The sequence below is a fragment of the Acidovorax sp. ST3 genome (genome assembly GCF_003231145.1).
Taxonomy (GTDB): Bacteria; Pseudomonadota; Gammaproteobacteria; order Burkholderiales; family Burkholderiaceae_C; genus Acidovorax.
In genome coordinates this window covers 1-23,460 of record NZ_QKVP01000002.1, presented here as the reverse complement: position 1 = coordinate 23,460, position 23,460 = coordinate 1, and the positions used below count along the sequence as shown (strand labels likewise).

General features: G+C 60.3%; 24 protein-coding genes. 23 read left to right on the top strand and 1 reads right to left on the bottom strand.

Features of this window, described 5'->3' with window-relative positions; translation table 11 throughout:
* The first annotated feature begins 179 nt into the window (after positions 1–179).
* From surE to DNK89_RS04990, 23 genes are all read left to right on the top strand, one after another.
* A complete protein-coding gene (gene surE / locus DNK89_RS05100) occupies positions 180–968 on the top strand; it encodes a 5'/3'-nucleotidase SurE (protein ID WP_110959225.1) in 789 nt (262 codons plus the stop codon).
* Positions 968–1,750, top strand: a complete 783-nt coding sequence (locus DNK89_RS05095) for a protein-L-isoaspartate(D-aspartate) O-methyltransferase (RefSeq protein ID WP_110959224.1) — start codon at positions 968–970, stop codon at positions 1,748–1,750. Before surE ends, DNK89_RS05095 begins: the two co-directional genes overlap by 1 nt.
* Positions 1,751–1,762: 12 nt before the next feature.
* The gene (locus DNK89_RS05090; protein ID WP_110959223.1) at positions 1,763–2,692 is read left to right on the top strand and encodes a peptidoglycan DD-metalloendopeptidase family protein; all 930 of its coding nucleotides are present in this window, start codon (positions 1,763–1,765) and stop codon (positions 2,690–2,692) included.
* Positions 2,693–2,697: 5 nt separating this feature from the next.
* Positions 2,698–3,738, top strand: coding sequence for an RluA family pseudouridine synthase (locus DNK89_RS05085; RefSeq protein ID WP_110959222.1), 1,041 nt, complete (start codon positions 2,698–2,700; stop codon positions 3,736–3,738).
* 147 nt (positions 3,739–3,885) lie between these two features.
* Positions 3,886–4,635, top strand: coding sequence for an SMC-Scp complex subunit ScpB (gene scpB, locus DNK89_RS05080; protein WP_110959221.1), 750 nt, complete (start codon positions 3,886–3,888; stop codon positions 4,633–4,635).
* On the top strand, positions 4,635–6,197 hold the full coding sequence (locus DNK89_RS05075; RefSeq protein ID WP_110959220.1) for a pseudouridine synthase: 1,563 nt from the start codon (positions 4,635–4,637) through the stop codon (positions 6,195–6,197). Before scpB ends, DNK89_RS05075 begins: the two co-directional genes overlap by 1 nt.
* A gap of 83 nt (positions 6,198–6,280) precedes the next feature.
* A complete protein-coding gene (ndk, locus tag DNK89_RS05070; protein ID WP_015013410.1) occupies positions 6,281–6,706 on the top strand; it encodes a nucleoside-diphosphate kinase in 426 nt (141 codons plus the stop codon).
* A 90-nt stretch (positions 6,707–6,796) separates the two neighbouring features.
* The gene (gene rlmN / locus DNK89_RS05065) at positions 6,797–7,909 is read left to right on the top strand and encodes a 23S rRNA (adenine(2503)-C(2))-methyltransferase RlmN (RefSeq protein ID WP_110959219.1); all 1,113 of its coding nucleotides are present in this window, start codon (positions 6,797–6,799) and stop codon (positions 7,907–7,909) included.
* Between the two features lie 34 nt (positions 7,910–7,943).
* Positions 7,944–8,777 carry a type IV pilus biogenesis/stability protein PilW gene (gene pilW, locus DNK89_RS05060; RefSeq protein WP_110959218.1) on the top strand — a complete coding sequence of 278 codons (834 nt, stop codon included), beginning with the start codon at positions 7,944–7,946 and terminating at the stop codon, positions 8,775–8,777.
* Between the two features lie 31 nt (positions 8,778–8,808).
* Positions 8,809–9,711, top strand: coding sequence for a RodZ domain-containing protein (locus DNK89_RS05055; RefSeq protein WP_238990703.1), 903 nt, complete (start codon positions 8,809–8,811; stop codon positions 9,709–9,711).
* Positions 9,711–10,991 (top strand): flavodoxin-dependent (E)-4-hydroxy-3-methylbut-2-enyl-diphosphate synthase, encoded by a 1,281-nt coding sequence (gene ispG / locus DNK89_RS05050; protein ID WP_060986458.1) that lies wholly within the window; start codon positions 9,711–9,713, stop codon positions 10,989–10,991. The genes DNK89_RS05055 and ispG overlap by 1 nt, the downstream gene beginning before the upstream one ends.
* Positions 10,992–11,145: 154 nt before the next feature.
* Positions 11,146–12,408 (top strand): histidine--tRNA ligase, encoded by a 1,263-nt coding sequence (hisS, locus tag DNK89_RS05045; protein ID WP_238990729.1) that lies wholly within the window; start codon positions 11,146–11,148, stop codon positions 12,406–12,408.
* Between the two features lie 14 nt (positions 12,409–12,422).
* Positions 12,423–13,115 carry a tetratricopeptide repeat protein gene (locus DNK89_RS05040; RefSeq protein WP_110959215.1) on the top strand — a complete coding sequence of 231 codons (693 nt, stop codon included), beginning with the start codon at positions 12,423–12,425 and terminating at the stop codon, positions 13,113–13,115.
* A gap of 2 nt (positions 13,116–13,117) precedes the next feature.
* Positions 13,118–14,281 carry an outer membrane protein assembly factor BamB gene (gene bamB / locus DNK89_RS05035; protein WP_110959214.1) on the top strand — a complete coding sequence of 388 codons (1,164 nt, stop codon included), beginning with the start codon at positions 13,118–13,120 and terminating at the stop codon, positions 14,279–14,281.
* Positions 14,282–14,294: 13 nt separating this feature from the next.
* Complete coding sequence (gene der / locus DNK89_RS05030; RefSeq protein ID WP_110959213.1) at positions 14,295–15,638, top strand: ribosome biogenesis GTPase Der; 1,344 nt, start codon at positions 14,295–14,297, stop codon at positions 15,636–15,638.
* A gap of 105 nt (positions 15,639–15,743) precedes the next feature.
* Complete coding sequence (hfq, locus tag DNK89_RS05025) at positions 15,744–15,998, top strand: RNA chaperone Hfq (RefSeq protein ID WP_015013419.1); 255 nt, start codon at positions 15,744–15,746, stop codon at positions 15,996–15,998.
* Positions 15,999–16,091: 93 nt separating this feature from the next.
* Positions 16,092–17,243 (top strand): GTPase HflX, encoded by a 1,152-nt coding sequence (hflX, locus tag DNK89_RS05020; protein ID WP_110959212.1) that lies wholly within the window; start codon positions 16,092–16,094, stop codon positions 17,241–17,243.
* Between the two features lie 53 nt (positions 17,244–17,296).
* The gene (gene hflK, locus DNK89_RS05015; RefSeq protein WP_110959211.1) at positions 17,297–18,670 is read left to right on the top strand and encodes an FtsH protease activity modulator HflK; all 1,374 of its coding nucleotides are present in this window, start codon (positions 17,297–17,299) and stop codon (positions 18,668–18,670) included.
* 9 nt (positions 18,671–18,679) lie between these two features.
* A complete protein-coding gene (gene hflC, locus DNK89_RS05010) occupies positions 18,680–19,588 on the top strand; it encodes a protease modulator HflC (RefSeq protein ID WP_060986464.1) in 909 nt (302 codons plus the stop codon).
* Between the two features lie 26 nt (positions 19,589–19,614).
* A complete protein-coding gene (locus DNK89_RS05005) occupies positions 19,615–19,797 on the top strand; it encodes a DUF2065 family protein (RefSeq protein ID WP_110959210.1) in 183 nt (60 codons plus the stop codon).
* 90 nt (positions 19,798–19,887) lie between these two features.
* Entirely contained in the window at positions 19,888–21,036 is a 1,149-nt protein-coding gene (locus tag DNK89_RS05000; RefSeq protein WP_110959209.1) for an ATP phosphoribosyltransferase regulatory subunit, read from the top strand.
* A 27-nt stretch (positions 21,037–21,063) separates the two neighbouring features.
* Positions 21,064–22,440, top strand: coding sequence for an adenylosuccinate synthase (locus tag DNK89_RS04995; protein ID WP_110959208.1), 1,377 nt, complete (start codon positions 21,064–21,066; stop codon positions 22,438–22,440).
* Between the two features lie 55 nt (positions 22,441–22,495).
* The gene (locus tag DNK89_RS04990; RefSeq protein WP_110959207.1) at positions 22,496–23,020 is read left to right on the top strand and encodes a phosphoribosyltransferase; all 525 of its coding nucleotides are present in this window, start codon (positions 22,496–22,498) and stop codon (positions 23,018–23,020) included.
* Positions 23,021–23,186: 166 nt separating this feature from the next.
* Here the strand turns inward: DNK89_RS04990 and DNK89_RS24535 are convergent.
* Positions 23,187–23,460 (bottom strand): hypothetical protein (locus tag DNK89_RS24535; RefSeq protein WP_203422203.1); only part of this gene is annotated, 274 nt, incomplete at its 5' end.

Here is a 23,460-nt window from a genome sequence, read left to right as displayed (position 1 = left end):
AGTCTCCTGTCGGTCGGTCTTGTCAATGATGGCCCGCATGATAGGTGGGGCGCCGGTGTGCTGGATGTCCCACGAGCGACGGGCGCCAGGGGTGCCGTCGGCGCAATGTGGTCAACGTGCGTCCGTCGGCGATGCAGCAGTCCGGCCACCTACAATCCGTTGCAACCGCTACCCAGACCATGAAGATCCTGATATCCAATGACGACGGCTTCCAGGCCCCCGGCATCGTGGCGCTGCATGATGCGCTCAAGACCCTCGACGGGGTCGAGGTGGAGGTCGTTGCGCCAGAGCACAACAACAGTGCCAAATCCAACGCGCTGACGCTGCATTCCCCGCTGTACGTGCACAAGGCAGCCAACGGCTTTCGCTACGTGAATGGCACCCCGGCAGATTGCGTGCACATTGCGCTGACCGGCCTGCTGGGCTACCGGCCCGATCTGGTGGTGTCGGGCATCAATAACGGTGCCAACATGGGCGACGACACCATCTATTCCGGCACGGTGGGGGCGGCCATGGAGGGATATCTCTTCGGCATTCCGGCCATTGCGTTCTCCCAGGTGGACAAGGGCTGGGCCGAGCTGGAGGCCGCTGCGGCCAAGGCGCGTGAGCTGGTGGCGCAGATGCGTGCGCAGCAGCTGGTCAACGAAACCCCCTGGTTGCTCAACGTGAACATCCCCAACATGCCGCTGGAGGCCTTGCGCCCCGCCAAGCTGTGCCGCCTGGGGCGCCGCCATGCGGCAGAACGGGTCATCGTGCAGGAAAGCCCCCGGGGCGAAGCCATGTACTGGATCGGCGGTGCCGGTGCGGCCAAGGACGATGCCGAAGGCACGGACTTTCACGCTACGGCGCAGGGCCATGTGTCCATCACGCCCCTCAAGGTGGACCTGACCGATCACGACAACCTCGGCTACTGGGCGCAGGCCGCTGCCCGGTTGGCGACAGGGGCGGCTGCCGCCCCTGGGGCGTGATGCAGCGCCGCCCAGGGTTCCCGGCCAAGCTGCCGGTGCCGGGCAACGCCGCTGCGGGCAAGCCGGTGACGGCGCCTCCGTCTGTTGCTCTGCGCAAGCCGGCCGTCGCCCCGGCGCCCGCCGGGGTGGGGCTGGACTCGTCGGCTGTGCGTGCCCGCATGGTGCAAAAACTGGCGGCGGGCGGCATCACATTGCCCCCCGTGCTGCAGGCCATGGGCGCGGTGGAGCGTCACCGGTTTGTGGACAGTGCACTGGTCAACCAGGCCTATGAAGACACCAGCCTGCCGATAGGCTTGGGCCAGACCATCTCCAAGCCCAGCGTGGTGGCGCGCATGTGCGAGCTGCTGCTGGGTGCCGAGAGTGCACGCCATGGCGGGCTGGGCCGTGTGCTGGAGATTGGCACGGGCTGCGGCTACCAGGCGGCCGTGCTGAGCCTGCTGGCCCGCGAGGTGTACACACTGGAGCGCCTGCGCGGCCTGCACGACAAGGCGCGCGACAACCTGCGGCCGTTCCGCCTGGCCAATGTGCATCTGCTGTTTGGTGACGGCATGCTTGGCTATGCCAAAGGTGCTCCGTACGCGGCCATTATCGCGGCGGCCGGCGGCGATGCCGTGCCCCTGGCGTGGTGCGACCAGCTGGCCGTGGGGGGCCGTCTGGTAGCGCCCATGGCGCTGTCGGGTGGGCAGCAGATGTTGCTGGTGATCGACAAAACCCCGCACGGATTGAAACAAAACGTGCTCGAGCCCGTGCATTTTGTCCCCCTAAAATCGGGGATTGCGTAAAGGGAATTGCTTATGTTCGTATCGCGTGGTCTTGTGGTGGGTTTTACCGTGGCAATGGCGGGTCTGGTGCTCTCCGGCTGTGGCACCCGCATGAACAAGGCTCCTGTGGAAGATCGGGGCACCTCTTCGTCGACTTCCGCTCCCGCCCCCGCAGCCCAGCCCGGCGTGGTGGTGGCCACCCCCATCAAGCCACTGCCAGGCGCAGAAAACGCTGGCAAGCCTGGTTACTACACGGTCAAGCCTGGGGATACCCTGATTCGCATTGGCCTGGAGTCCGGGCAAAGCTGGAAAGACATCGCCCGCTGGAACAATCTGGAGAATGCCAACCTGATCGAAGTCGGTCAGGTGCTGCGTGTACTGCCACCTTCTGCAGCCCCTGCGGCTGTGGCGGCTTCCGAAAATGGCGTGGTGACACGCCCGGTCACGTCTTCTTCCGTCGCGCCTGCCAGCACGCCCGCTGCGGCGCCTGCATCGGCCGCCAGCGGCGTCAAGCCCGCAGCCCCCGCTGCATCGGGCACAGTGGTGGCGGTAGCACCCGCTACACCAGCACCTGCAGCAGCGCCTGCGGGTGAGGACGAGCTGGCATTCATCTGGCCTGCGTCGGGTTCGCTGATTGCCGGCTTTGACGAAGCGCGCAACAAGGGCTTTGACATTGCCGGCAAGGCGGGCGACCCGGTGCTGGCGGCGGCGGATGGCCGTGTGGTGTATGCAGGTGCAGGCCTGCGCGGCTACGGCAACCTGATCATCCTGAAGCACAACAACACCTTCCTGACCGCCTACGCACACAACCAAACACTGCTGGTCAAGGAAGATCAGGCGGTGCGCAAGGGTCAGAAGATCGCTGAAATGGGTAACACCGACGCCGACCGCGTCAAGCTGCACTTTGAAATCCGCCGGCAGGGCAAGCCGGTCGATCCCACGCGCTATCTGCCCTCCCGTTGAGTCCGATGGCGGATCACTCGCCGGGCGGTGGTCCGGATGCTCCTGAGACGACTGGGCAGGAGGGCGACTCCCTCCTGTTGGCCGATGAGTCGGAAGCCCTGGCTGACGCGGATAGTGAGCTGCGCTCCTTGCAGATGGGGCCTGGCCAGCACGCAGAGCGGCTGGATCGCGCGCTGGTGGAACTGGTTCCTGAGTTCTCCCGCAGCTATCTGCAGCAATTGCTGGCCCAGGGGCTGGTCAGCCTGAATGGCAGGCCCGCTCTCAAAGCGGCCGCGCGGGTCAAGGCCGGCGACCAGGTGGTGCTGGAAATGCGGCCCACGCTCCAGAGCCAGGCCTTCCGGCCCGAGCCCATGGCGATTGATGTGGTGTACGAAGACGAGCACCTGCTGGTGGTGAACAAGCCCGCAGGTTTGGTTGTGCACCCCGCGCCTGGCAACTGGAGTGGCACGCTGCTCAATGGACTGCTGGCCCGGGACGACAAAGCCTTGCGGGTCCCCCGTGCGGGCATCGTGCACCGTCTGGACAAGGACACCAGCGGCCTCATGGTGGTGGCCCGGGACCGCCCGTGCATGGACGCCCTGGTGGCGTTGATTGCCGAGCGCAACGTCAAACGCCAGTACGTGGCCATGGCACATGGAGCCTGGACGGGAGCCCCAACCCGCTCGGTAGACGCACCCATCGGGCGAGACCCTCGCAATCGTCTGCGCATGGCGGTGGTGGACTTGGCGGTGCACCCGGGCAAAACCGCTCGGACGGATTTCCTGTGCCTTGAAGGCGGTGAGCGAGGGTGCTGGGTGCAATGCACCTTGCACACCGGGCGCACACACCAGATCCGTGTGCACATGGCGTCTTTGCGTCATCCCTTGGTGGGCGATGCCTTGTATGGCGGTGCGCCCGTCGGAGCCTTGCAACGCCAGGCCCTGCACGCCTACCGTTTGGCTTTTGCGCATCCTGTGACAGGGGAACCTCTGGAGTTCCGTGCCTCCGTCCCAGACGATATGCGCCAGGCGCTGTCAGAATGGGGTCTCGGCTACAATGCGCCGTGAATGGCCGTGACGGCCCCAGCCCGCAGCCGGAATCCCGCCGGGCTCTACCAACGCACCGGCGCCATTGCGCGATGCACCAATGACTGCCCCTGCTGTTGATGTGACACCCGTTGCAACGCGTGGCACTTTTCCAGGAATCGCTGAACCATGAACACGGTGGATGCCAAGAGGGTCCTCGAAACTGCGCTGATCTGCGCGCAGCAACCCGTGCCTGTGCGCGAGCTGCGGGTGCTGTTCAATGATGCGCTGGGGTCCGACACCCTCAAGGTGCTGCTGCAGGAATTGCAGCTTGATTGGGCGCAACGCGGCGTGGAGCTGGTACAGGTAGCGACGGGGTGGCGATTTCAGAGTCGCCCCGAAATGCGAGAGTATCTGGACCGGCTGCACCCCGAAAAGCCTCCACGCTACACCCGTGCCACCATGGAAACCTTGGCCATCATTGCCTACCGGCAACCGGTCACGCGCGGGGATATTGAAGACATTCGCGGTGTGACGGTCAACAGCCTGATCATCAAGCAGCTGGAAGATCGGGGTTGGGTGGAGGTCATCGGCCACCGCGAAACGGTGGGGCGTCCGGCGCTGTTTGCCACCACCCGTCAGTTTCTGGACGATATGGGCTTGCAGTCCCTGGACCAACTGCCGGTGCTCGACGACCCGACAGGCAACGCCAATGTGCTGGAAGCCATGGCCGCTGTGACCCAGGAAGCCATGGATGTCGAACCCGATCTGCTGGCGGCTTTGCCTCAAGATGCTGGTGTGCAGCCGTCTGTGGAGGTTGCCGAGGTGGTGCCGGATGCGGGCGCCGTCCGGCCCGTGGATGATTTTTTTCAGGATGTGGAGACGGATCTCCATGACGACGATGTGGATGCCCCGGGTGGTATCCAGGGAAATACTTGATGAACGACTCGACTTCCGAAAAGCCGGCAGATCTGCCCGGGTTGAATACCGCCGACGCGGAGCCTGTTGCCAAGAAGCCGGCCGCCAAGCGGGCTCCCCGCAAAAAGGCGGTGGCTGCCCCTGCTGAGGTGGCGGCGCCTGAGGCCGCGACTGCTGCGCAGGTGGGTGCACCAGACCCTGTGGTCGAAGCCCCCGCGCCTGAGGCTGCAGCGGTTGAGGCACCGGCAGTCGCTTCGGAGTCGCCCGCTGCGGATGCGACAGCGGTCGTGGGTGACGGCAGTTCGGAGCAACGGGAGCGTGGTCCTCGGGGAGAGCGCCGCGAGCGGCCTCCTCGCTCTGAAGGTGCGGGGCGTAACAAGCGCAAGGCCGCGCCCGTCGTGGAGGGCTACCAGTTCGAAGACGTGGTGTCCGGTCGTTTTGACGAAGAGGACGCGTCTGCAGATGCAGTACCGCCAAAGCGGGTGCTGCTGCCGCAGGTTGAAACCCCCAAATTGCACAAGGTGTTGGCCCAGGCGGGTCTGGGTTCGCGCCTTGAAATGGAACAGCTGATTCTGGAGGGGCGGATTTCGGTCAATAACGAGCCCGCTCACATTGGCCAGCGCATCCAGTTTGGTGATCAGGTCAAGGTCAACGGCAAGCCGATCCGCTATCGCATCGACCCACCCCCAGCGCGTGTGATCGCTTACCACAAGCCGGTGGGTGAAGTCGTGACCCATGACGATCCTCAAAACCGACCCACCGTATTTCGCAAACTGCCCCGGCTCATGCAGGGCAAGTGGCAGTCGGTTGGGCGTCTGGATCTGAACACCGAAGGTCTCCTGCTGTTTACCAGCTCGGGGGAGTTGGCCAACAAGCTGATGCACCCCCGCTTCGGGCTGGAGCGTGAGTACGCCGTTCGGGTGCTGGGTGCTTTGAGCAATGAGGAGAAGCAAAAGCTGCTGGACGGTGTGCGCTTGGACGACGGCATGGCATCTTTCGGCTCCATCGAAGACGGCGGTGGCGAAGGGTCGAACTGCTGGTATCGGGTCACCATCTCCGAAGGCCGCAACCGTGAAGTGCGTCGCATGCTGGAATCGGTGGGTCATGCGGTCAGCCGCCTGATCCGCATTCGCTATGGAGCCATGGTGCTTCCGCGCGGTCTCAAGCGCGGAGCCTGGCTGGAACTCGACGAGAGTGATATCCGCGCCTTGGTGCAGGCCGCGGGCGCTGGCCGCCCCGAGTCGGTGGAGGGGCGTCCGGAAGGTGCGGCTGGTGGTGCGCGCAATGGCAGGTCGCGCAACCGGGGGCGTGGCGGCCCACGGGGTGATGGTTCGCGCCGCGACATTCCCCAATCGGCGGCCCCTGGCGGCCCCCGTGGTCAAAAGCCGCGCCGGGATGGTGGTCCAGGTCCGGCCCGTGGCAACAATGCGGCAGGCGGAGATCGCCAACGGGGAGGCGCAGCCCAGCCTGATCCGATGAAGACCTCGGTGGGTTACATCGGTATGGACAGCCTTTCACGGCACCGCCAGGACAAACGCCGCCCGGGTGGCGGTGGCCCTCGGCGTGGCGGAGGAGGGCGCTGAGCGCCACTCCCGTCACACTCCCCGGTTAGAATCGAGGGCTTTGTCCGGTGGACAAACGAATCACAGCAACAAAGGAAATCAACATGGCAATCGAACGCACTCTCTCCATCATCAAGCCTGACGCAGTCGCCAAGAACGTCATCGGCCAGATCTACGCCCGTTTTGAAGCCGCTGGCCTCAAGATCGTGGCGGCCCGCATGGCCCACCTGTCGCGCCTGGAAGCCGAACAGTTCTACGCAGTGCACAAGGAGCGTCCTTTCTTCAAGGACCTGGTGGACTTCATGATCTCCGGCCCTGTGATGATCCAGGCCCTGGAAGGCGAGAATGCCATCCTGAAGAACCGTGAGCTCATGGGCGCAACGGACCCCAAGAAGGCTGAAGCCGGCACCATCCGCGCCGACTTCGCGGACAGCATCGATGCCAACGCAGTGCACGGCTCCGACGCCGCTGAAACCGCACAAGCCGAAGTGGCATTTTTCTTTCCCGGCCTGAACATCTACTCGCGCTGAGATGTTGACACTCCCCATGTCCGCACCCGCTTCGGTGGGAATTCCGTGCCATGGGGGTAGCTGTGCCTGGTCTACGGTGGGTTCGGCACCATGAGTACGAATCTGCTGGAATTCGATCTGGACGGCTTGGCCGCGTTTTGTGAACGGCTGGGGGAAAAGCGCTTTCGCGCCACCCAGCTGTTCCGCTGGATACACCAGCGCGGGGCCAGTGATTTTGAAGCCATGAGTGACTTGGCCAAGGCCTTGCGCGACAAGCTCAAAGGCTGTGCTCGGGTCGAGGCGCTTCCTGTTATCTCTGAGCACGTGTCTTCCGATGGCACGGTCAAGTGGCTGTTTGATGTCGGTGATGGCAATGCGGTGGAAGCCGTGTTCATCCCCGAGGATGATCGCGGGACGCTCTGTGTGTCATCCCAGGCTGGCTGCGCCGTCGGTTGCCGTTTCTGCTCGACGGGTCATCAAGGTTTCAGTCGCAATCTGACGACGGGTGAGATTGTCGCCCAGCTGTGGTTTGCCGAGCATTCCCTGCGCAAGCGCCTGCAGACCGAGGAGCGTGTGATCTCCAACGTGGTCATGATGGGGATGGGAGAGCCGCTACAGAACTATTCGGCACTGGTCCCTGCGCTCAAGGTCATGCTGGATGACCACGGCTATGGCTTGTCACGCCGCCGCGTGACGGTGTCCACGTCGGGCGTGGTGCCCATGATGGACCGTCTTTCGCAAGATTGCCCTGTGGCGCTGGCTGTTTCACTGCATGCGCCCAACGACCCATTGCGCGACAACCTGGTGCCGCTCAATCGCAAGTATCCGATCAGCGAGTTGCTGGATGCTTGTAACCGCTACTTGCAGCATGCGCCCCGCGATTTCATCACCCTCGAATACTGCATGCTCGATGGCGTCAACGATCAAGTGGAGCACGCGCGCCAATTGATCGAGTTGGTCAAGCGCACTGGTATTCGCTGCAAGTTCAATCTGATTCCTTTTAATCCGTTTCCCGCATCAGGGCTGTTGCGGTCTCCGCACAATCAGGTGCAAGCCTTTGCAAAGATGCTGAGCGACGCGGGCATCATCACCACCGTGCGCAAGACGCGAGGGGATGACATCGACGCGGCATGCGGTCAATTGGCGGGCGACGTCAAAGATCGCACCCGCGCCGCAGAGCGCATGGCAAAGCAGCGCACAATCGTGCTCAAACCGGTGACTTGATCAGGCTAGTTGGCAAACTTCAAGGAGGCTCTACATGGCGGGAATGGTTGGACGCTGGCGGCAGATTGGCCGCTGGACACTCACGGCATGCAGTGCGGTGGTTTGCATTTGGGCGCTTCAGGGGTGTGCAACCAACACTTCGCCCGCAGTCAGCGACGCTGACGCCGGTCTGGTAACACCGTCCGATGAGCCAGAGTCGCGGCGCCGCGCGCGCATTCGGCTGGAGTTGGCTTCCAACTATTTCGAACTGGGGCAGACAGCGGTGGCTTTGGATGAGGTCAAGCAGTCTCTGTCCGCAGACCCTTCTTATGCTGATGCTTTCAACCTGCGTGGTCTGATTTACATGCGTTTGAATGACTATCCGCAGGCGGAAGACAGTTTTCGCCGCGCTTTGTCCCTGCGCGCAAACGACGCCAACATACTGCACAACTATGGCTGGCTGATGTGCCAACAGCAAAAGTATGCAGAGGCTGACGCATATTTTTCGCGTGCCATAGCCAACCCCGCTTACGCAGCGCGTGGCAAAACCTGGATGGCGCGTGGCCTTTGCCAGTCGGGGGCAGGACAGTTCCCTGAAGCGGAACAGTCTCTTCTGAAGGCTTATGAATTTGATGCGGCGAATCCGGTGGTCGGTTACCACCTGGCTGCGCTTTTGTTGCGTCGCAATGAGCTTTCTCGTGCGCAGTTTTACATCCGACGGCTCAATAACAGTGATTTTGCGAACTCCGAATCCTTGTGGTTGGGCATCAAGGTGGAGCGGGCTTTGGGCGACGTCGTGGCAATGAGGCAACTGGCGACTCAGTTGCGCAAGCGTTTCCCAGATTCCCGGGAGTTGAGTGCATACGAACGCGGGGCTTTCAATGAGTGAGGTGGTGGAGAGTGGAATGACGGCGGGCGGTTTGCTCAAGGAAGCCCGGCAGGCGGCCGGCATGCACATCGCGGCCTTGGCTGTGGCGCTGAAGGTGCCCGTGAGTAAATTGGAGGCGCTGGAGGCAGACAACTACGCGGTGTTGCCTGATACCGTCTTTGTGCGAGCCCTGGCGTCGAGTGTGTGTCGCACCCTCAAGATAGACGCGGCGCCGATTCTGTCGTTGTTGCCCCAGAGTCAGAGCCCCCGGTTGTCTGTGGACAGCGCCGGCATCAATGCGCCTGTGAAGGGAAGTGCTGGCAAGTCGTCCGCATCTTCTTCCGCATCGTTTGCGGGCTCGGGTTCTGGCTCGCGCTCCATGGTTTTGGTGGTCCTGGCACTTCTGGTGGGGGCGGTCGTCCTGTTTTATGTCCCGCGGCATTCCGCCCCTAGTGATACGGCCGATCCTGCGCCGGTCGCGGTGCCGGATGCTTTGCCCGCAAACACTTCCGAGCCTGCGCCTCCTGTATTGGCTGCGCCATCGGCGACAGAGCGCCCCGCTGATTCATCTGCTTCTGCGGCGCCCGCGGCTGCGGTGGCAGCTTCATCGCCCGTGCCCGCTACCCCTTCCGTTGCAGTATCTCCTGCGCCTGCTGCAGCGGCCAGTGGCGCCACGACGAGTAACGCATCTGCTGCTGATGGCGCGGTAGATGCCGCCTCCGGCCCGCTGGTATTGCGTGCGCGTAGTGCGTCGTGGGTGCAGGTCCGCGATGCCAATGGAGCCCTGGCGCTGCAACGCAACCTGGCAGCTGGAGAGACGGTGTCGGTGTCAGCGCCCACACCTTTGGCGGTGATCGTGGGACGCGCGGACGCCACCGAGGTGACTGTGCGTGGAAAGCCGTTTGATCTGACGGCTGTTGCCCGTGAAAACGTAGCGCGTTTTGAGGTGAAGTAGTGCAAAACTCCCCGCTTGATTTTGGGCCGATAGCAATTGCTTCGCCCTTGCCGCGGCGCTCGCGTCAGGCCAAGGTTGTCTGGGGTTCACGTGTGGTGACGGTGGGCGGGGACGCCCCCGTGCGCGTGCAGTCCATGACCAACACCGATACCGTCGATGCCATCGGAACGGCCATTCAGGTCAAGGAACTCGCCCAGGCGGGTTCGGAGTTTGTCCGCATCACGGTCAATACCCCCGAGGCGGCTGCGGCGGTGCCCTACATCCGCGAACAACTGGATCGTATGGGTGAAAGTGTTCCGTTGGTTGGTGATTTCCACTACAACGGCCACCGCCTGCTCACCGAGTTTCCCGACTGTGCCCAAGCCTTGTCCAAGTATCGGATCAACCCTGGCAATGTGGGCAAGGGTGACAAGCGCGACAAGCAGTTTGGCCAGATGATCGAAGCAGCCATGCGATGGAACAAGGCGGTGCGCATTGGTGTCAACTGGGGCAGTCTCGACCAGGAACTGTTGGCCGAGCTGATGGATACGAACAGCCGCCGCAGTACCCCCTGGGAGGCTCGTCAGGTCATGTACGAGGCCCTCATCACATCGGCCATTGAATCTGCGCGTCGTGCGGAGGCCATGGGGATGGACGGCAACCAGATCATCTTGTCTTGCAAAGTCAGCGGAGTGCAGGATCTGATTTCGGTGTACCGCGAGTTGGCGCGCCGTTGCGACTACGCCTTGCACCTGGGCCTGACGGAAGCGGGTATGGGTACCAAGGGAACGGTCGCTTCGGCGGCCGCTTTGTCCGTGCTGCTGCAAGAGGGTATTGGCGACACGATTCGTGTGTCGTTGACACCCCAACCCGGTGAGGCGCGTACCCAGGAAGTGGTTGTGGCATCCGAAATCTTGCAGGCCTTGGGGATGCGGGTTTTTGTGCCCAGCGTCACGGCTTGTCCTGGATGTGGCCGTACCACCAGCACCACTTTTCAGGACCTGGCCAAGCAGATTGACGATTTCCTGCGGGCACAAATGCCTGTGTGGCGTGTGCGTTATCCGGGCGTGGAGACGTTGCGGGTGGCGGTCATGGGTTGCATCGTCAACGGCCCGGGTGAAAGCAAGCACGCGGACATCGGTATCAGCCTTCCAGGCACGGGAGAGGCGCCAGCCGCACCGGTCTTTATCGACGGGGAAAAGGCAATGACCCTGCGTGGCGACGACATTGCCAATGAATTTCATCGCATCGTGGAGCAGTACATCGAAAAGCGCTTTGGCGCTGGAGTCGCTGCTGCTTGAACGATGGCGCTGCCATGGCCTGTCCTGGAATGTATTCAGGGACAGGGCCAGAGCAGTTTTGGTCAGTTTCTGCAAGATATAGAAAAGAAGCGCTGTGAGCAACGAAAAAAGCACCCCCTCGTCCAAGCCGGAGAAGCTGGTGGCGGTGAAGGGCATGAACGACATCCTGCCGCCAGAATCCGCCCGCTGGGAATGGTTGGAGGCCAAGGTGCGCGACCTGATGGCGCGCTATGCCTACCGCAATATTCGGACTCCGATTGTCGAGCCCACGCCGCTGTTCGTGCGGGGACTGGGCGAGGTCACCGATATTGTGGAGAAGGAGATGTACTCGTTTGAGGATCGCCTCAACGGAGAGCAACTCACCCTTCGCCCCGAAGCGACGGCCGGTGTGGTGCGCGCCGTCGCGGAGCACTCCATGCTGTACGACGGTGGCAAGCGGCTTTATTACATGGGCCCCATGTTTCGTCATGAGCGCCCCCAACGAGGACGCTACCGCCAGTTTCACCAGATCGGCGCCGAGGCACTGGGTTTTCCCGGCGCCGAGGTGGACGCAGAACTGATTCTGCTGGCCTGTGCACTGTGGCGCGATCTGGGCCTGCAGAATGTGCGCCTCGAACTCAACAGCTTGGGGCAGCCGGACGAGCGCAAGGCACACCGAGCAGCCTTGATTGCGTATCTGGAAAAGCACATCGATCTTTTAGACGAAGAAGCACGCCGACGGCTGCACAGCAATCCGCTGCGCATCCTGGATACCAAGAATCCAGCAATGCAGTCAGTGGTGGAGGCCGCTCCCCGGTTGATTGACTTCCTGGGCGAAGAGTCTTTGGCCCACTTCAATGCGGTCAAGGCCATTCTCGACGCCAATGGCGTGGCCTGGAAGGTGAACCCCCGTCTGGTGCGCGGCATGGACTATTACAACCTCACCGTGTTTGAGTTTGTGACTGATCAGTTGGGCTCGCAGGGCACGATCTGCGGTGGAGGTCGCTACGACTATTTGATCGAACAGATCGGCGGCAAGGCAGCGCCCGCAGTGGGTTGGGCGCTGGGGGTGGAGCGCGTTCTGGAACTGCTCAAGGAGCAGCAAAGTGCCCCCCCCTCTTTGGCTCCTGATGTTTATGCCATTGTTCCCTCGACGGCCGTGTTGCCCCGGGCGGTGACCACCGCCGAGCAATTGCGTCGACACGGTATTCGCGTCCAAATGCATGCGGCGCCTTCATTGGATGGCATGGGCAGTATGAAGTCGCAGTTCAAGAAGGCTGATGCCAGTGGCGCCGCGTACGCCCTGGTGTTTGGTGATGATGAGCTGTCTCGTGGCATGGTGACCGTCAAAGCCTTGCGAGATGGCGCAGGCGAGCAGACAGAGCGCCCGCTGGAATCAGTTGCCCAATGGGCGGCCACCCTACAATCCACCTGCTAAACCAATCACATTCCATGGCAAATCATCTCGACCTTGAAGAACAAGAGCAGTTAGACCAGCTCAAACATTTTTGGAATACCTGGGGCACTTTGATCAGCTCTGTGGTCATCGTCGTTGCGGGCGGAGCGGCTGCATGGAACGGTTATCAGTATTGGCAAACCCGTCAGGCCACGCAGGCCGCCGCTTTGTTTGATGCGGTGGATGTGGCAGCACGGTCTGCAGACAATGCCCGCATGGAGCAGGCTTTTGCTGATTTGAAGACCAAATATGCAGGGACCGTGCAGGCCGGACAAGCGGGTCTGACGCTTGCCAAGGCCATGCAAGGGGCTGGTAACGCCGATGGTGCCAAAGAAGCGCTCGCTTGGGTCGCAGAGCAATCTTCTGACGAAGGCCTCAAGGCTTTGGCCAAACTGCGGCTGGCAGGTGTGCTGATGGATCAGAAGAATTACGACGAAGCTCTTAAGCAACTGTCTGGCAGTTTTCCGCCCGAGTTCTCATCCGTTGTGGCAGATCGCAAAGGTGATGTGCTGGCACTCCAGGAAAAGCGCCCTGAAGCGATTGCCGAATACACCAAGGCATATAAGGGGTTCGAAGACAGTGTGGAATACCGCCGCCTCGTGGAAATCAAGCTCAACGCGCTGGGGGTCACGCTGCAAGGTGTGACTGTGGCCACTGCGGCAACCGCAACCCCTGCAGAGTCCAAATAACCATGACATCGCCTATCAACACAAGGTCTGGGCACCTGTTTTTCGTTCGGGGGCTGTTGGCGGCATTGGTGGCCACCACGTTGGCTGGTTGCTCTTTGTGGAGTGCCGACAAGGCAAAGCCGGTGCCTGCGGACCTTGGCGCCAATGTGGCTGTCCTGGGGGTGAGGCAGGCGTGGACGGCGCGCGTCGGTAGCGTGGCGGGCTTGCCTCTTGAGCCCCATGTTGCTGGAAATGTCGTGACGGTGGCGTCCGCGGATGGTGCTGTGGCAGCCTTGGATGCGCGCACGGGGGGAGACATCTGGCGTGTTGCGCTGGCCGAGCCCTTATCGGCAGCTGTGGGCAGTGACGGCAAATTTGCGGCGGTGGTATCGCGCAACAACGCACTCATCGTGATGGATGGTGGCCGTGAGCGTTGGCGTGAGACGCTTGCCGCACAGGTCTTCACTCCCCCCTTGGTCGCAGGCGGTCGTGTGTTTGTGCTGTCGGCAGATCGATCAGTGTCTGCCTTCGATCTTGCCACGGGCCGTCGTCTGTGGGCGCAGCAGCGCCCAGGAGAACCGTTGATACTGCGTCAAGCTGGCGTATTGCTTGCGGTAGGCGACACCCTGGTGGTGGGCTTGTCGGGCCGCTTGGTCGGATTGAATCCTGACAACGGCAGTGTGAGGTGGGAAGCGCCCATCGCCAGCCCGCGTGGCACGAACGATGTGGAGCGCTTGGTGGAATTGGTGGGGCGCACCAGCCGTGTGGGTGAAACCGTGTGCGCTCGGTCTTTCCAGGCCGCTGTCGGATGTGTCAACACGGCCCGGGGGACGACGCTCTGGACGCAGCCCGCCAGCGGGTCCGAAGGCATTCATGGCGATGCGGACGCCATTTTTGGTTCGGAAAGCAATGGGACGCTTGTCGCTTGGCGCCGTGCGGATGGCTCGCGCCTGTGGAGTATCGACCGACTCAAGTACCGCAAACTCACGACACCGCTGCTTTTGGGGCGCTCGGTTGTCGTCGGTGACGATGTCGGCTTGGTGCATCTGCTGTCTCGCATCGATGGCTCCCCCCTGAACCGACTGGCAACAGATGGTTCAGCCATTGCGGCTGCCCCGGTGGTGGCGGCAGATACGCTGGTGGTGGTTACCCGCAACGGCGGCATATACGGATTCCGTCCAGATTGATCGGTCTTATTCAATGAAGCCAGTAATCGCCCTCGTGGGGCGTCCGAATGTCGGTAAGTCCACGCTTTTCAATCGCCTGACCAAGTCGCGAGACGCCATCGTCGCCGACTTTGCGGGACTTACGCGTGACCGACACTACGGGAACGGCAAGCAAGGAAAACACGAGTACATCGTCATCGATACAGGGGGCTTTGAGCCCGATGCCTCCAGCGGCATCTACCGCGAGATGGCCAAGCAAACCCAGCAGGCGGTCGCCGAGGCGGACGTGGTGATTTTTGTGGTGGATGCCCGTGCGGGTGTCTCGGCGCAAGACCACGACATTGCCAATTACTTGCGTCGCTTGGGCAAGCCCTGCGTGCTTGTCGCGAACAAAGCGGAGGGCATGCTCCAGGGCGTCCAACTGGCGGAGTTTTATGAGTTGGGGCTGGGCGAGGTTTATCCGGTGTCCGCGGCCCATGGGCAAGGCATACGCAGTTTGGTGGACATTGCACTGGAGCCGCTCAATCTGCCCGAGCCAGACGATTCGGATGCGACGTTGGACAAGAGCGTGATCAAGCTCGCCGTGGCGGGACGTCCCAATGTGGGCAAGTCCACCCTCATCAACACATGGCTTGGTGAAGAGCGACTGGTGGCATTTGACATGCCCGGTACGACTCGCGATGCCATTACTGTACCTTTTGAGCGCAACGGTCAGCGCTTTGAACTGGTAGACACCGCAGGATTGCGCCGCAAGGGTAAGGTGTTTGAGGCCATCGAGAAATTCTCGGTGGTGAAAACGCTCCAGGCCATCGAGTCTGCCCACGTGGTGCTGCTGCTGCTCGACGCCACCCAGGGTGTGACAGACCAGGATGCCCATATCGCGGGTTACATCTTGGAGAGCGGTCGTGCCGTGGTTCTCGCGGTGAATAAATGGGATGCCGTGGATGACTACCAGCGGCAGCTCCTGGAGCGTTCCATTGAGACGCGACTCGCGTTTCTGAAGTTTGCCTCGCTGCACTTCATTTCGGCGAAGAAGCGTCAGGGGCTGGGCCCTCTTTGGACGTCGATTGCCCAGGCCCACCGGGCTGCCACCTGCAAAATGTCCACGCCGGTGCTCACCCGCCTGCTGCTGGAGGCCGTTCAGTTCCAGAGCCCCAAGCGGGCTGGGATGTTCCGGCCCAAAATGCGATATGCGCACCAGGGGGGCATGAACCCGCCTGTGATCGTGATCCATGGCAACTCCTTGGAGCATGTGACGGATGCCTACAAGCGATTCCTGGAAGGGCGCTTCCGCAAGGAGTTCGATCTTGTGGGGACTCCTCTGCGCATTGAGATGAAAACCTCCCACAACCCATTTGTGGACAAAGACGAGGCCTGATTGCAAAGGCTCCTTAGTCGAGGGGCCATGCATGTTGAAGCTGGGGTAGGCGTCTGGCTGTGGTAAGGTGATGGTTTACAACAACACTTGAACACGGAGAATATCGTGAGCAATAAAGGCCAGCTTTTGCAAGACCCCTTCCTCAACGCATTGCGTCGGGAGCATGTTCCAGTGTCCATCTATTTGGTCAACGGGATCAAGCTGCAGGGGCAAATCGAGTCTTTCGATCAGTATGTGGTGTTGCTGCGCAATACAGTGACACAGATGGTCTACAAGCACGCGATTTCTACGATCGTCCCAGGTCGAGCCGTCAATTTTTCTACTTCAGAAACCCCTGATGCTGACAGCAGCAACTCTTAAGTTGTTGTTTAGCGGCGGAACTCGCTTGTTGAGCGAGGCAAAGCGAAAAGAGGGTGGTGGGCTTTGAGTTCGGCTTCCGTATCCTCGTCCACCATGACTCCGGTGTTGCTGGTGGGGGTGGACTTCGGCCTCCCCCATTTCGATGCTGAGTTGGAAGAACTGGGGCTGCTCGCCCAAACCGCTGGTATGCAGCCAGTCGCGCGCATTACGTGCAAGCGCAAAGCACCAGATGCAGCGCTGTTCATTGGCAGTGGCAAAGCGGATGAAATTCGCACTTTGGCACACATGCATGGAGCGGTCGAGGTGCTTTTTGACCAGTCTCTGAGCCCTGCGCAGCAGCGGAACCTGGAGCGCCATATTGAGCTGCCAGTGAATGACCGCACGTTGCTCATTCTGGAAATCTTTGCACAGCGGGCGCGCAGCCATGAGGGCAAGCTTCAGGTGGAGCTTGCCAAGCTGCAGTATGTGAGTACGCGCCTGGTGCGTCGCTGGTCTCACTTGGAGCGCCAAACCGGCGGTATCGGTGCCCGTGGTGGCGCTGGTGAGAAGCAGATCGAACTGGATCGGCGCATGATTGGCGATGCGATCAAGCGCACCAGAGAGCGCTTGGTCAAGGTCAAACGCCAGCGGTCTACACAGCGGCGCCAACGCGAAAGACGCGATACCTTCAATATTTCACTCGTTGGATACACCAACGCGGGCAAATCAACTCTTTTCAATGCTTTGGTGAAGGCCAGGGCGTACGCAGCGGATCAACTTTTCGCGACGCTGGACACCACGACGCGGCAGTTGTACCTCGCAGATGCGGCGCGATCCGTTTCGTTGTCCGACACGGTGGGCTTCATTCGGGATCTTCCCCACGGGCTGGTCGATGCGTTCCAGGCGACGCTGCAGGAGGCGGTCGACGCAGATTTGCTGCTTCACGTGGTGGATGCTTCCAACCCGGATTTTCCGGAGCAGATGGCGCAGGTGGAGCGGGTGTTGCAGGAAATTGGTGCCTCGGACATCCCTCAGATACTGGTCTTCAACAAGCTTGATGCTTTGCCTGAAGAGCGACGTCCGCCTGTGTTGGTGGACCAATACGAAGTGGGGGGGCAGTTGTTGCCCCGACTGTTTGTCAGTGCTCGATCTGGCGAGGGGCTGGATGAGTTGCGCCGTGCCTTGGCGGCCAGGTTGATGGCTGCGCAGGAGGTTCTGGATATGACCCCAGTAGACACCCTTGAATTGCCGGATGCTTTGTCCTGATTGGGCACAATGCACCACCGGATGATGCCATCAGAGAACCAGAGATTTTGCGCATGAATTTTCATAATCGCACCCTACGTTGGGCTTCATTGCCAGACCGTATTCGGGGCATGTTCAATCTGAACGATCCACGTTGGGGTCGCGGTGATGACAAGTCCGATGACAGCGGTGTGCGTCCTGAGGATCGGCCTGCAGCGCCACCGGGCGGCCCAAGGGGCGGCGAGCAACGGCCGGGCAACGGCCAGCAGCCACCGGATCTTGATGAGCTCTGGCGTGATCTTAATCGCAAGCTTGGTAGCCTGTTTGGCGGGAAAAACGGCTCGGGTCGCGGTCCCGGTGGAGGTGCGGGTGGCGGCTTTCAGCCAGATATGAAAAGCGCAGGTGTCGGTGTCGGTCTGATTGCCGGTATCGCCTTTGTGATCTGGATGGGCACCGGCTTCTTTATCGTGCAGGAAGGTCAGCAAGCCGTCATTACCCAGTTCGGAAAGTACAAGAGCACCGTGGGCGCTGGTTTCAATTGGCGCCTGCCTTATCCGATTGAGCGCCATGAACTTGTTTTTGTGACGCAGATCCGCTCTGCCGATGTGGGACGTGACACGGTCATCAAAAGCACCGGCTTGAGAGAGTCCGCGATGCTGACTGAAGACGAGAACATCGTCGAGATCAAGTTTGCCGTTCAGTATCGTTTGAGCGATGCTCGGGCTTGGTTGTTTGAAAGCAAGAACCCTTCGGACGCCGTGGTCCAGGCCGCTGAAACGGCTGTTCGTGAGGTTGTAGGCAAGATGCGCATGGACACGGCGCTGGCGGAGGAGCGTGATCAGATAGCGCCGCGCGTTCGCACCCTCATGCAGACGATCCTGGACCGGTACAAGGTCGGTGTCGAGGTGGTCGGCATCAATTTGCAGCAGGGCGGGGTGCGGCCGCCTGAGCAGGTGCAGTCATCGTTTGATGATGTACTCAAAGCAGGGCAGGAGCGCGAGCGCGCCAAGAACGAAGCCCAGGCTTATGCGAACGACGTGATCCCGCGTGCTGTGGGCTCTGCCTCACGTCTGAATGAAGAGGCGGCGGCGTACAAGGCAAGGATTGTTGCGCAGGCGCAGGGTGACGCACAGCGGTTTGCGTCGATTCTGGCGGAGTACCAGAAAGCACCTCAAGTAACCCGTGATCGCATGTATCTGGAAACGATACAGCAGATTTATGGCAACGTGACCAAGGTGCTGGTCGAGTCGCGTCAAGGTTCCAATTTGCTGTACTTGCCCCTGGACAAGATCATGCAAGGGGTTGCGAGCGGCTCGGGGGCGCTGGATGCGCCTGCCGCGACCAGTCCGTCTCCGGCGGTGTCGTCCCCGGCGACACCTGCACCCACCTTTTCGAATGATTCTCGGGCGCGCGATACCAGCCGTACCCGGGAACGTGAATCCCGCTAGGAGCAGTTCGTGAACAGAGTCGGTTTTATTGCATCTACTCTTCTGGTGGTGCTTGCTCTCATGAGCTCCATGCTTTTCGTGGTGGATCAGCGTCAGTTTGGCGTGTTGTATGCGCTGGGCCAGATCAAGGAAGTGATCACGGAGCCAGGCCTCAACTTCAAGCTGCCTCCACCGTTCCAAAACGTCACCTACATCGACAAGCGTCTTTTGACCTTGGACAGTACGGACACGGAGCCCATGCTGACGGCCGAAAAGCAGCGCGTGGTGATCGACTGGTATGTGCGTTGGCGTATTTCCGAGCCCACCGAGTACATCCGCAACGTGGGACTGGATGAGACGGCAGGTGCCATGCAACTGAATCGTGTCGTGCGCAATGCTTTTCAGGAAGAAATCAACAAGCGTACCGTGAAGGAATTGCTCTCACTCAAGCGCGAAGCTTTGATGGCCGATGTCAAGCGCGAGGTTCTGGAGACTGTTCGTGGCTCTAAACCCTGGGGGGTGGATGTGGTGGACGTTCGCATCACCCGTGTGGACTATGTGGAAGCTATCACCGAGTCGGTATACCGGCGGATGGAGGCAGAACGTAAGCGTGTTGCCAATGAGCTGCGTTCCACAGGGGCGGCCGAGGGCGAAAAGATACGGGCCGACGCGGATCGCCAGCGAGAGATCACGATTGCCAACGCGTATCGGGATGCTCAGAAACTGAAGGGTGAGGGCGATGCCGAAGCCGCTCGCATCTATGCAGAAGCCTTTGGGAAGGATCCCCAATTCGCGCAGTTCTATCGCAGCTTGGAAGCCTACAAGGGCAGCTTCAACAAGAAAAGTGACGTGATGGTGCTGGACCCGTCGTCTTCAGATTTCTTCAAAGTTTTTCGTGGATCGGTTCCCGCATCGGCGCCTGCGGCACCTCGCAAGTAAAAAAGCGCAATGGCCGTGAAAGGCGAATGATGTGGGATAGTCTTTGGACGGCCTTTGCCTTGGTGCTGGTGATTGAGGGCTTTTTGCCTTTTCTGTCCCCCCAGATCTGGAAACGCACGGTGCTCCAGATCGCGCAATTGCAAGATGGTCAAATACGCTTTTTTGCGTTGTTGGCCTTGGGTGCGGGCGTCCTGATGCTTTGTTTCTAACGGCTGTCACACTGTGCGGGCAGGAGATTCTTTGGGGAGTCTCGTCGCGTCCCGGTAGAATCGCGGTTTTAACAGCCTCCCCTTTTCTCCATGTCTGCTTGGGTCCTTCCGGATCACATTGCCGATGTCTTGCCGTCTGAAGCTCGGCACATCGAAGAATTGCGTCGCGGGCTGCTCGATACAGCCCGTTGTTATGGTTACGAGCTGGTCATGCCCCCGCTGCTGGAGCATCTGGAGTCTCTTCTCACCGGTACTGGGGAGGCACTGGATCTGCAGACCTTCAAGCTGGTCGACCAGCTGTCCGGTCGCTCCATGGGTTTACGGGCCGATACGACGCCCCAGGTGGCTCGTATTGACGCACATTTGCTTAATCGCAAAGGAGTGACGCGTCTCTGCTATTGCGGTCCCGTGTTGCATACGCGTCCCGACCGCCCCCATGCCACCCGGGAGCCTCTGCAGTTTGGTGCCGAGATCTATGGGCATGCAGGGGTAGAGGCGGACCTCGAAGCGCTTCAGTTGGCCAGGGAGTGTCTGCGAGTTGCCAATGTACGCAATACCACGGTGGACCTTGCGGATGTACGTATCGTCCGCAATCTGCTCGCTGGTGTGAGCGTCAGCCCGCAATTGCTCAGCGGAATTCACTCGGCCTTGGCTGCCAAAGATGCGGGTGAGTTGTCGGTTCTGACTCGTGGCTTTCCGGGCGAATCTCGACAGGGCCTTCTCGCCCTGGTTCATTTGTACGGTGACTCTGCCGTCTTGGTTGAGGCAGAAAAAGCACTCAAGCGCATTGATGGTATGCCTGAAGTGCTATCAAATTTGAAGTGGCTGGCCTCCCGCCTTGAAGGGGCGTCTGTCACTTTTGATTTGGCTGATTTGCGTGGGTACGCCTATTACAGCGGTGCGCGCTTTGCTATCTACGCCCCAGGCGCCAGCGATGCATTGGTGCGCGGCGGTCGATACGATGAGGTCGGTGCAGTCTTTGGTCGGAATCGCCCTGCGGCTGGATTCAGTCTGGATATCAAGCAAGTCGTTGGTGTCGTGCCGCCCCGTGCCTTGAAGGCTGCGATTCGTGCCCCTTGGGGTGAGGCTGCAGATGTGAATGCGGCTATTGCGGAGCTTCGGACTGCCGGTGAAACGGTCGTGTGTGTTTTGCCTGGGCACGAGAGCGAGGTGGATGAGTTCCACTGCGATCGTGAACTGGTTCAGGTTGCTGGCCGTTGGGTCGTGCAGGCTGTTTGAGCAATTGTCATTTGAATTGGGTTTGAGATGAAAGCAACCAAAGGTCGCAACGTAGTGGTGGTCGGTACCCAGTGGGGCGACGAAGGCAAAGGCAAGTTGGTCGATTGGCTGACGGAAAGCGCTCAAGGCGTAGTGCGCTTCCAGGGGGGGCACAACGCTGGCCACACATTGGTGATCAATGGCGTCAAGACGGCTCTGCATTTGATCCCCAGCGGCATCATGCGTCCAGGGGTCAAGTGTTACATCGGCAACGGCGTGGTGCTGTCCGCAGCAAAGTTGTTCGAAGAAATTGAGGGCCTGGAGAAAGCCGGTGTCGAGGTGCGTTCGCGCTTGCGGATCAGTGAGGCGTGCCCGCTGATCCTGCCCTTTCACGCTGCCATCGATGTGGCGCGCGAGGCGGCCAGGGAGCAGGGCGGAACAGAGAAGATCGGTACAACCGGTCGTGGCATCGGTCCGGCATACGAAGACAAGATCGCGCGTCGTGCACTGCGCGTACAGGACTTGAAGTACCCAGAGCGTTTTGCAGCCAAGTTGCGTGAATTGCTGGACCTGCACAACCACGTGCTGACCACGTACCTGGGGTCCGCAAAGTTCGTGTTTGGCGATGCGCTCAAGCCTTACATCCAGGATGGCAAGGTGCAGTTTGATGTGGTTTATGCCGAGGCCATGCGTCATGCGGAACTGCTCAAGCCCATGATGGCTGATGTGTCGCGCGAATTGAACGAGGCCAACCAGGCTGGCGCCAATCTGCTATTCGAGGGTGCCCAAGGCACGCTGCTGGATGTGGACCATGGCACATACCCTTACGTCACCTCCAGCAACTGCGTGGCTGGCAATGCAGCTGCAGGTTCTGGTGTGGGGCCTGGCATGCTGCATTACATCCTTGGCATCACCAAGGCTTATTGCACGCGTGTGGGCGGCGGTCCTTTCCCTACCGAGTTGGATTGGGAAGTTCCTGGCACCCCTGGTTATCATATGAGCACGGTCGGTGCCGAGAAGGGCGTGACAACAGGGCGCAGCCGCCGTTGCGGCTGGTTTGATGCCGCGTTGCTGAAGCGCAGTGCGCAGGTCAATGGCCTCACAGGTCTGTGTATCACGAAGCTGGATGTGCTGGACGGGCTGACCGAGTTGTTGCTGTGCACGGGTTATGAACTCGATGGAGAGCGCATTGATCTGCTGCCCATGGGCGCCGAAGACATCGCCCGATGCACACCCATCTATGAAACGTTGCCAGGCTGGAGTGATTCCACGGTTGGAGTGACCGACTACGACAAGTTGCCCGCAAGCGCGCGCCGCTATCTGGAACGTATCGAAGAGGTGACAGGCGTTCCGATCGACATGATCTCAACCAGTCCTGATCGCGACCATACGATCATGATGCGTCACCCTTATGTCGCCGTGTGATCGACAGACTTGTCTTGCTGCTATCAATTAAACGCCCACTATCCAGGAGTCACCCATGTTGACCGAAGACGGAAAACATCTCTATGTCAGCTATGACGAGTACCACAGCCTCATCGAAAAACTGGCGCTGAAGGTGTATCAGTCGGGTTGGGAATTCGACACGATTCTGTGTCTTGCTCGTGGTGGGCTGCGACCAGGTGACATTCTGAGCCGGATCTTTGACAAGCCACTGGCCATCATGTCAACGAGTTCCTATCGCGCAGAGGCCGGCACGGTGCAGGGGCATCTGGATATTGCACGTTTCATCACAACGCCCAAGGGTGAAATTGCAGGACGTGTGCTGTTGGTGGATGACTTGGCTGACTCTGGGCACACCCTGCACGCTGTGATCAACATGCTTAAAACCAACTACGCGCCCATTACTGAGCTCCGCAGCGCGGTGATCTGGACCAAGGGGCTGTCGACGTTTTCGCCAGACTACTCCGTCGAGTTCCTTCCGAGCAATCCCTGGATCCACCAGCCCTTCGAAGGTTACGACAGCCTGAGTCCTGAGAAGCTCCTGGAAAAGTGGCGTGTTTGATTTTTCTTGCAAGCCAGCCGAACCGTGCTATAGTCGAGGGCTTCGCTGCTGAGGCCTGACTGCAAAAGCGGTCAGGTTCTGTGGGTGGGTTGTGCTGGTGCTTCGGTGCTGCTGCAGATGGCTCGGAAGGTTTGCGAAGAAAGTTTGGTTTTGTGTTCTGAGTGGGTTAAAAACCGGTATAGAATACAAGGCTTCGCTCGGTGGAGGTGGTTGCTGCAAGTTGCAGGAGTTGCCAAGATGGAGCGAAGAAAAACGAAAGTTTTGACAGTTCTTCAAAAACTGTGCTAGAATTCAAGGCTTCGCTGATCGCAGTGAGGTTTGCAAAATAGAGAAGATTTTGGTCTGATTTGTTTTGCGGGGTCTTTAAAAATATACAGCCGATAAGCGTGGGCGTTTGATGGCGAGTGCCAAGTTCTTTGGAACTAGTGCTTAGCACTACA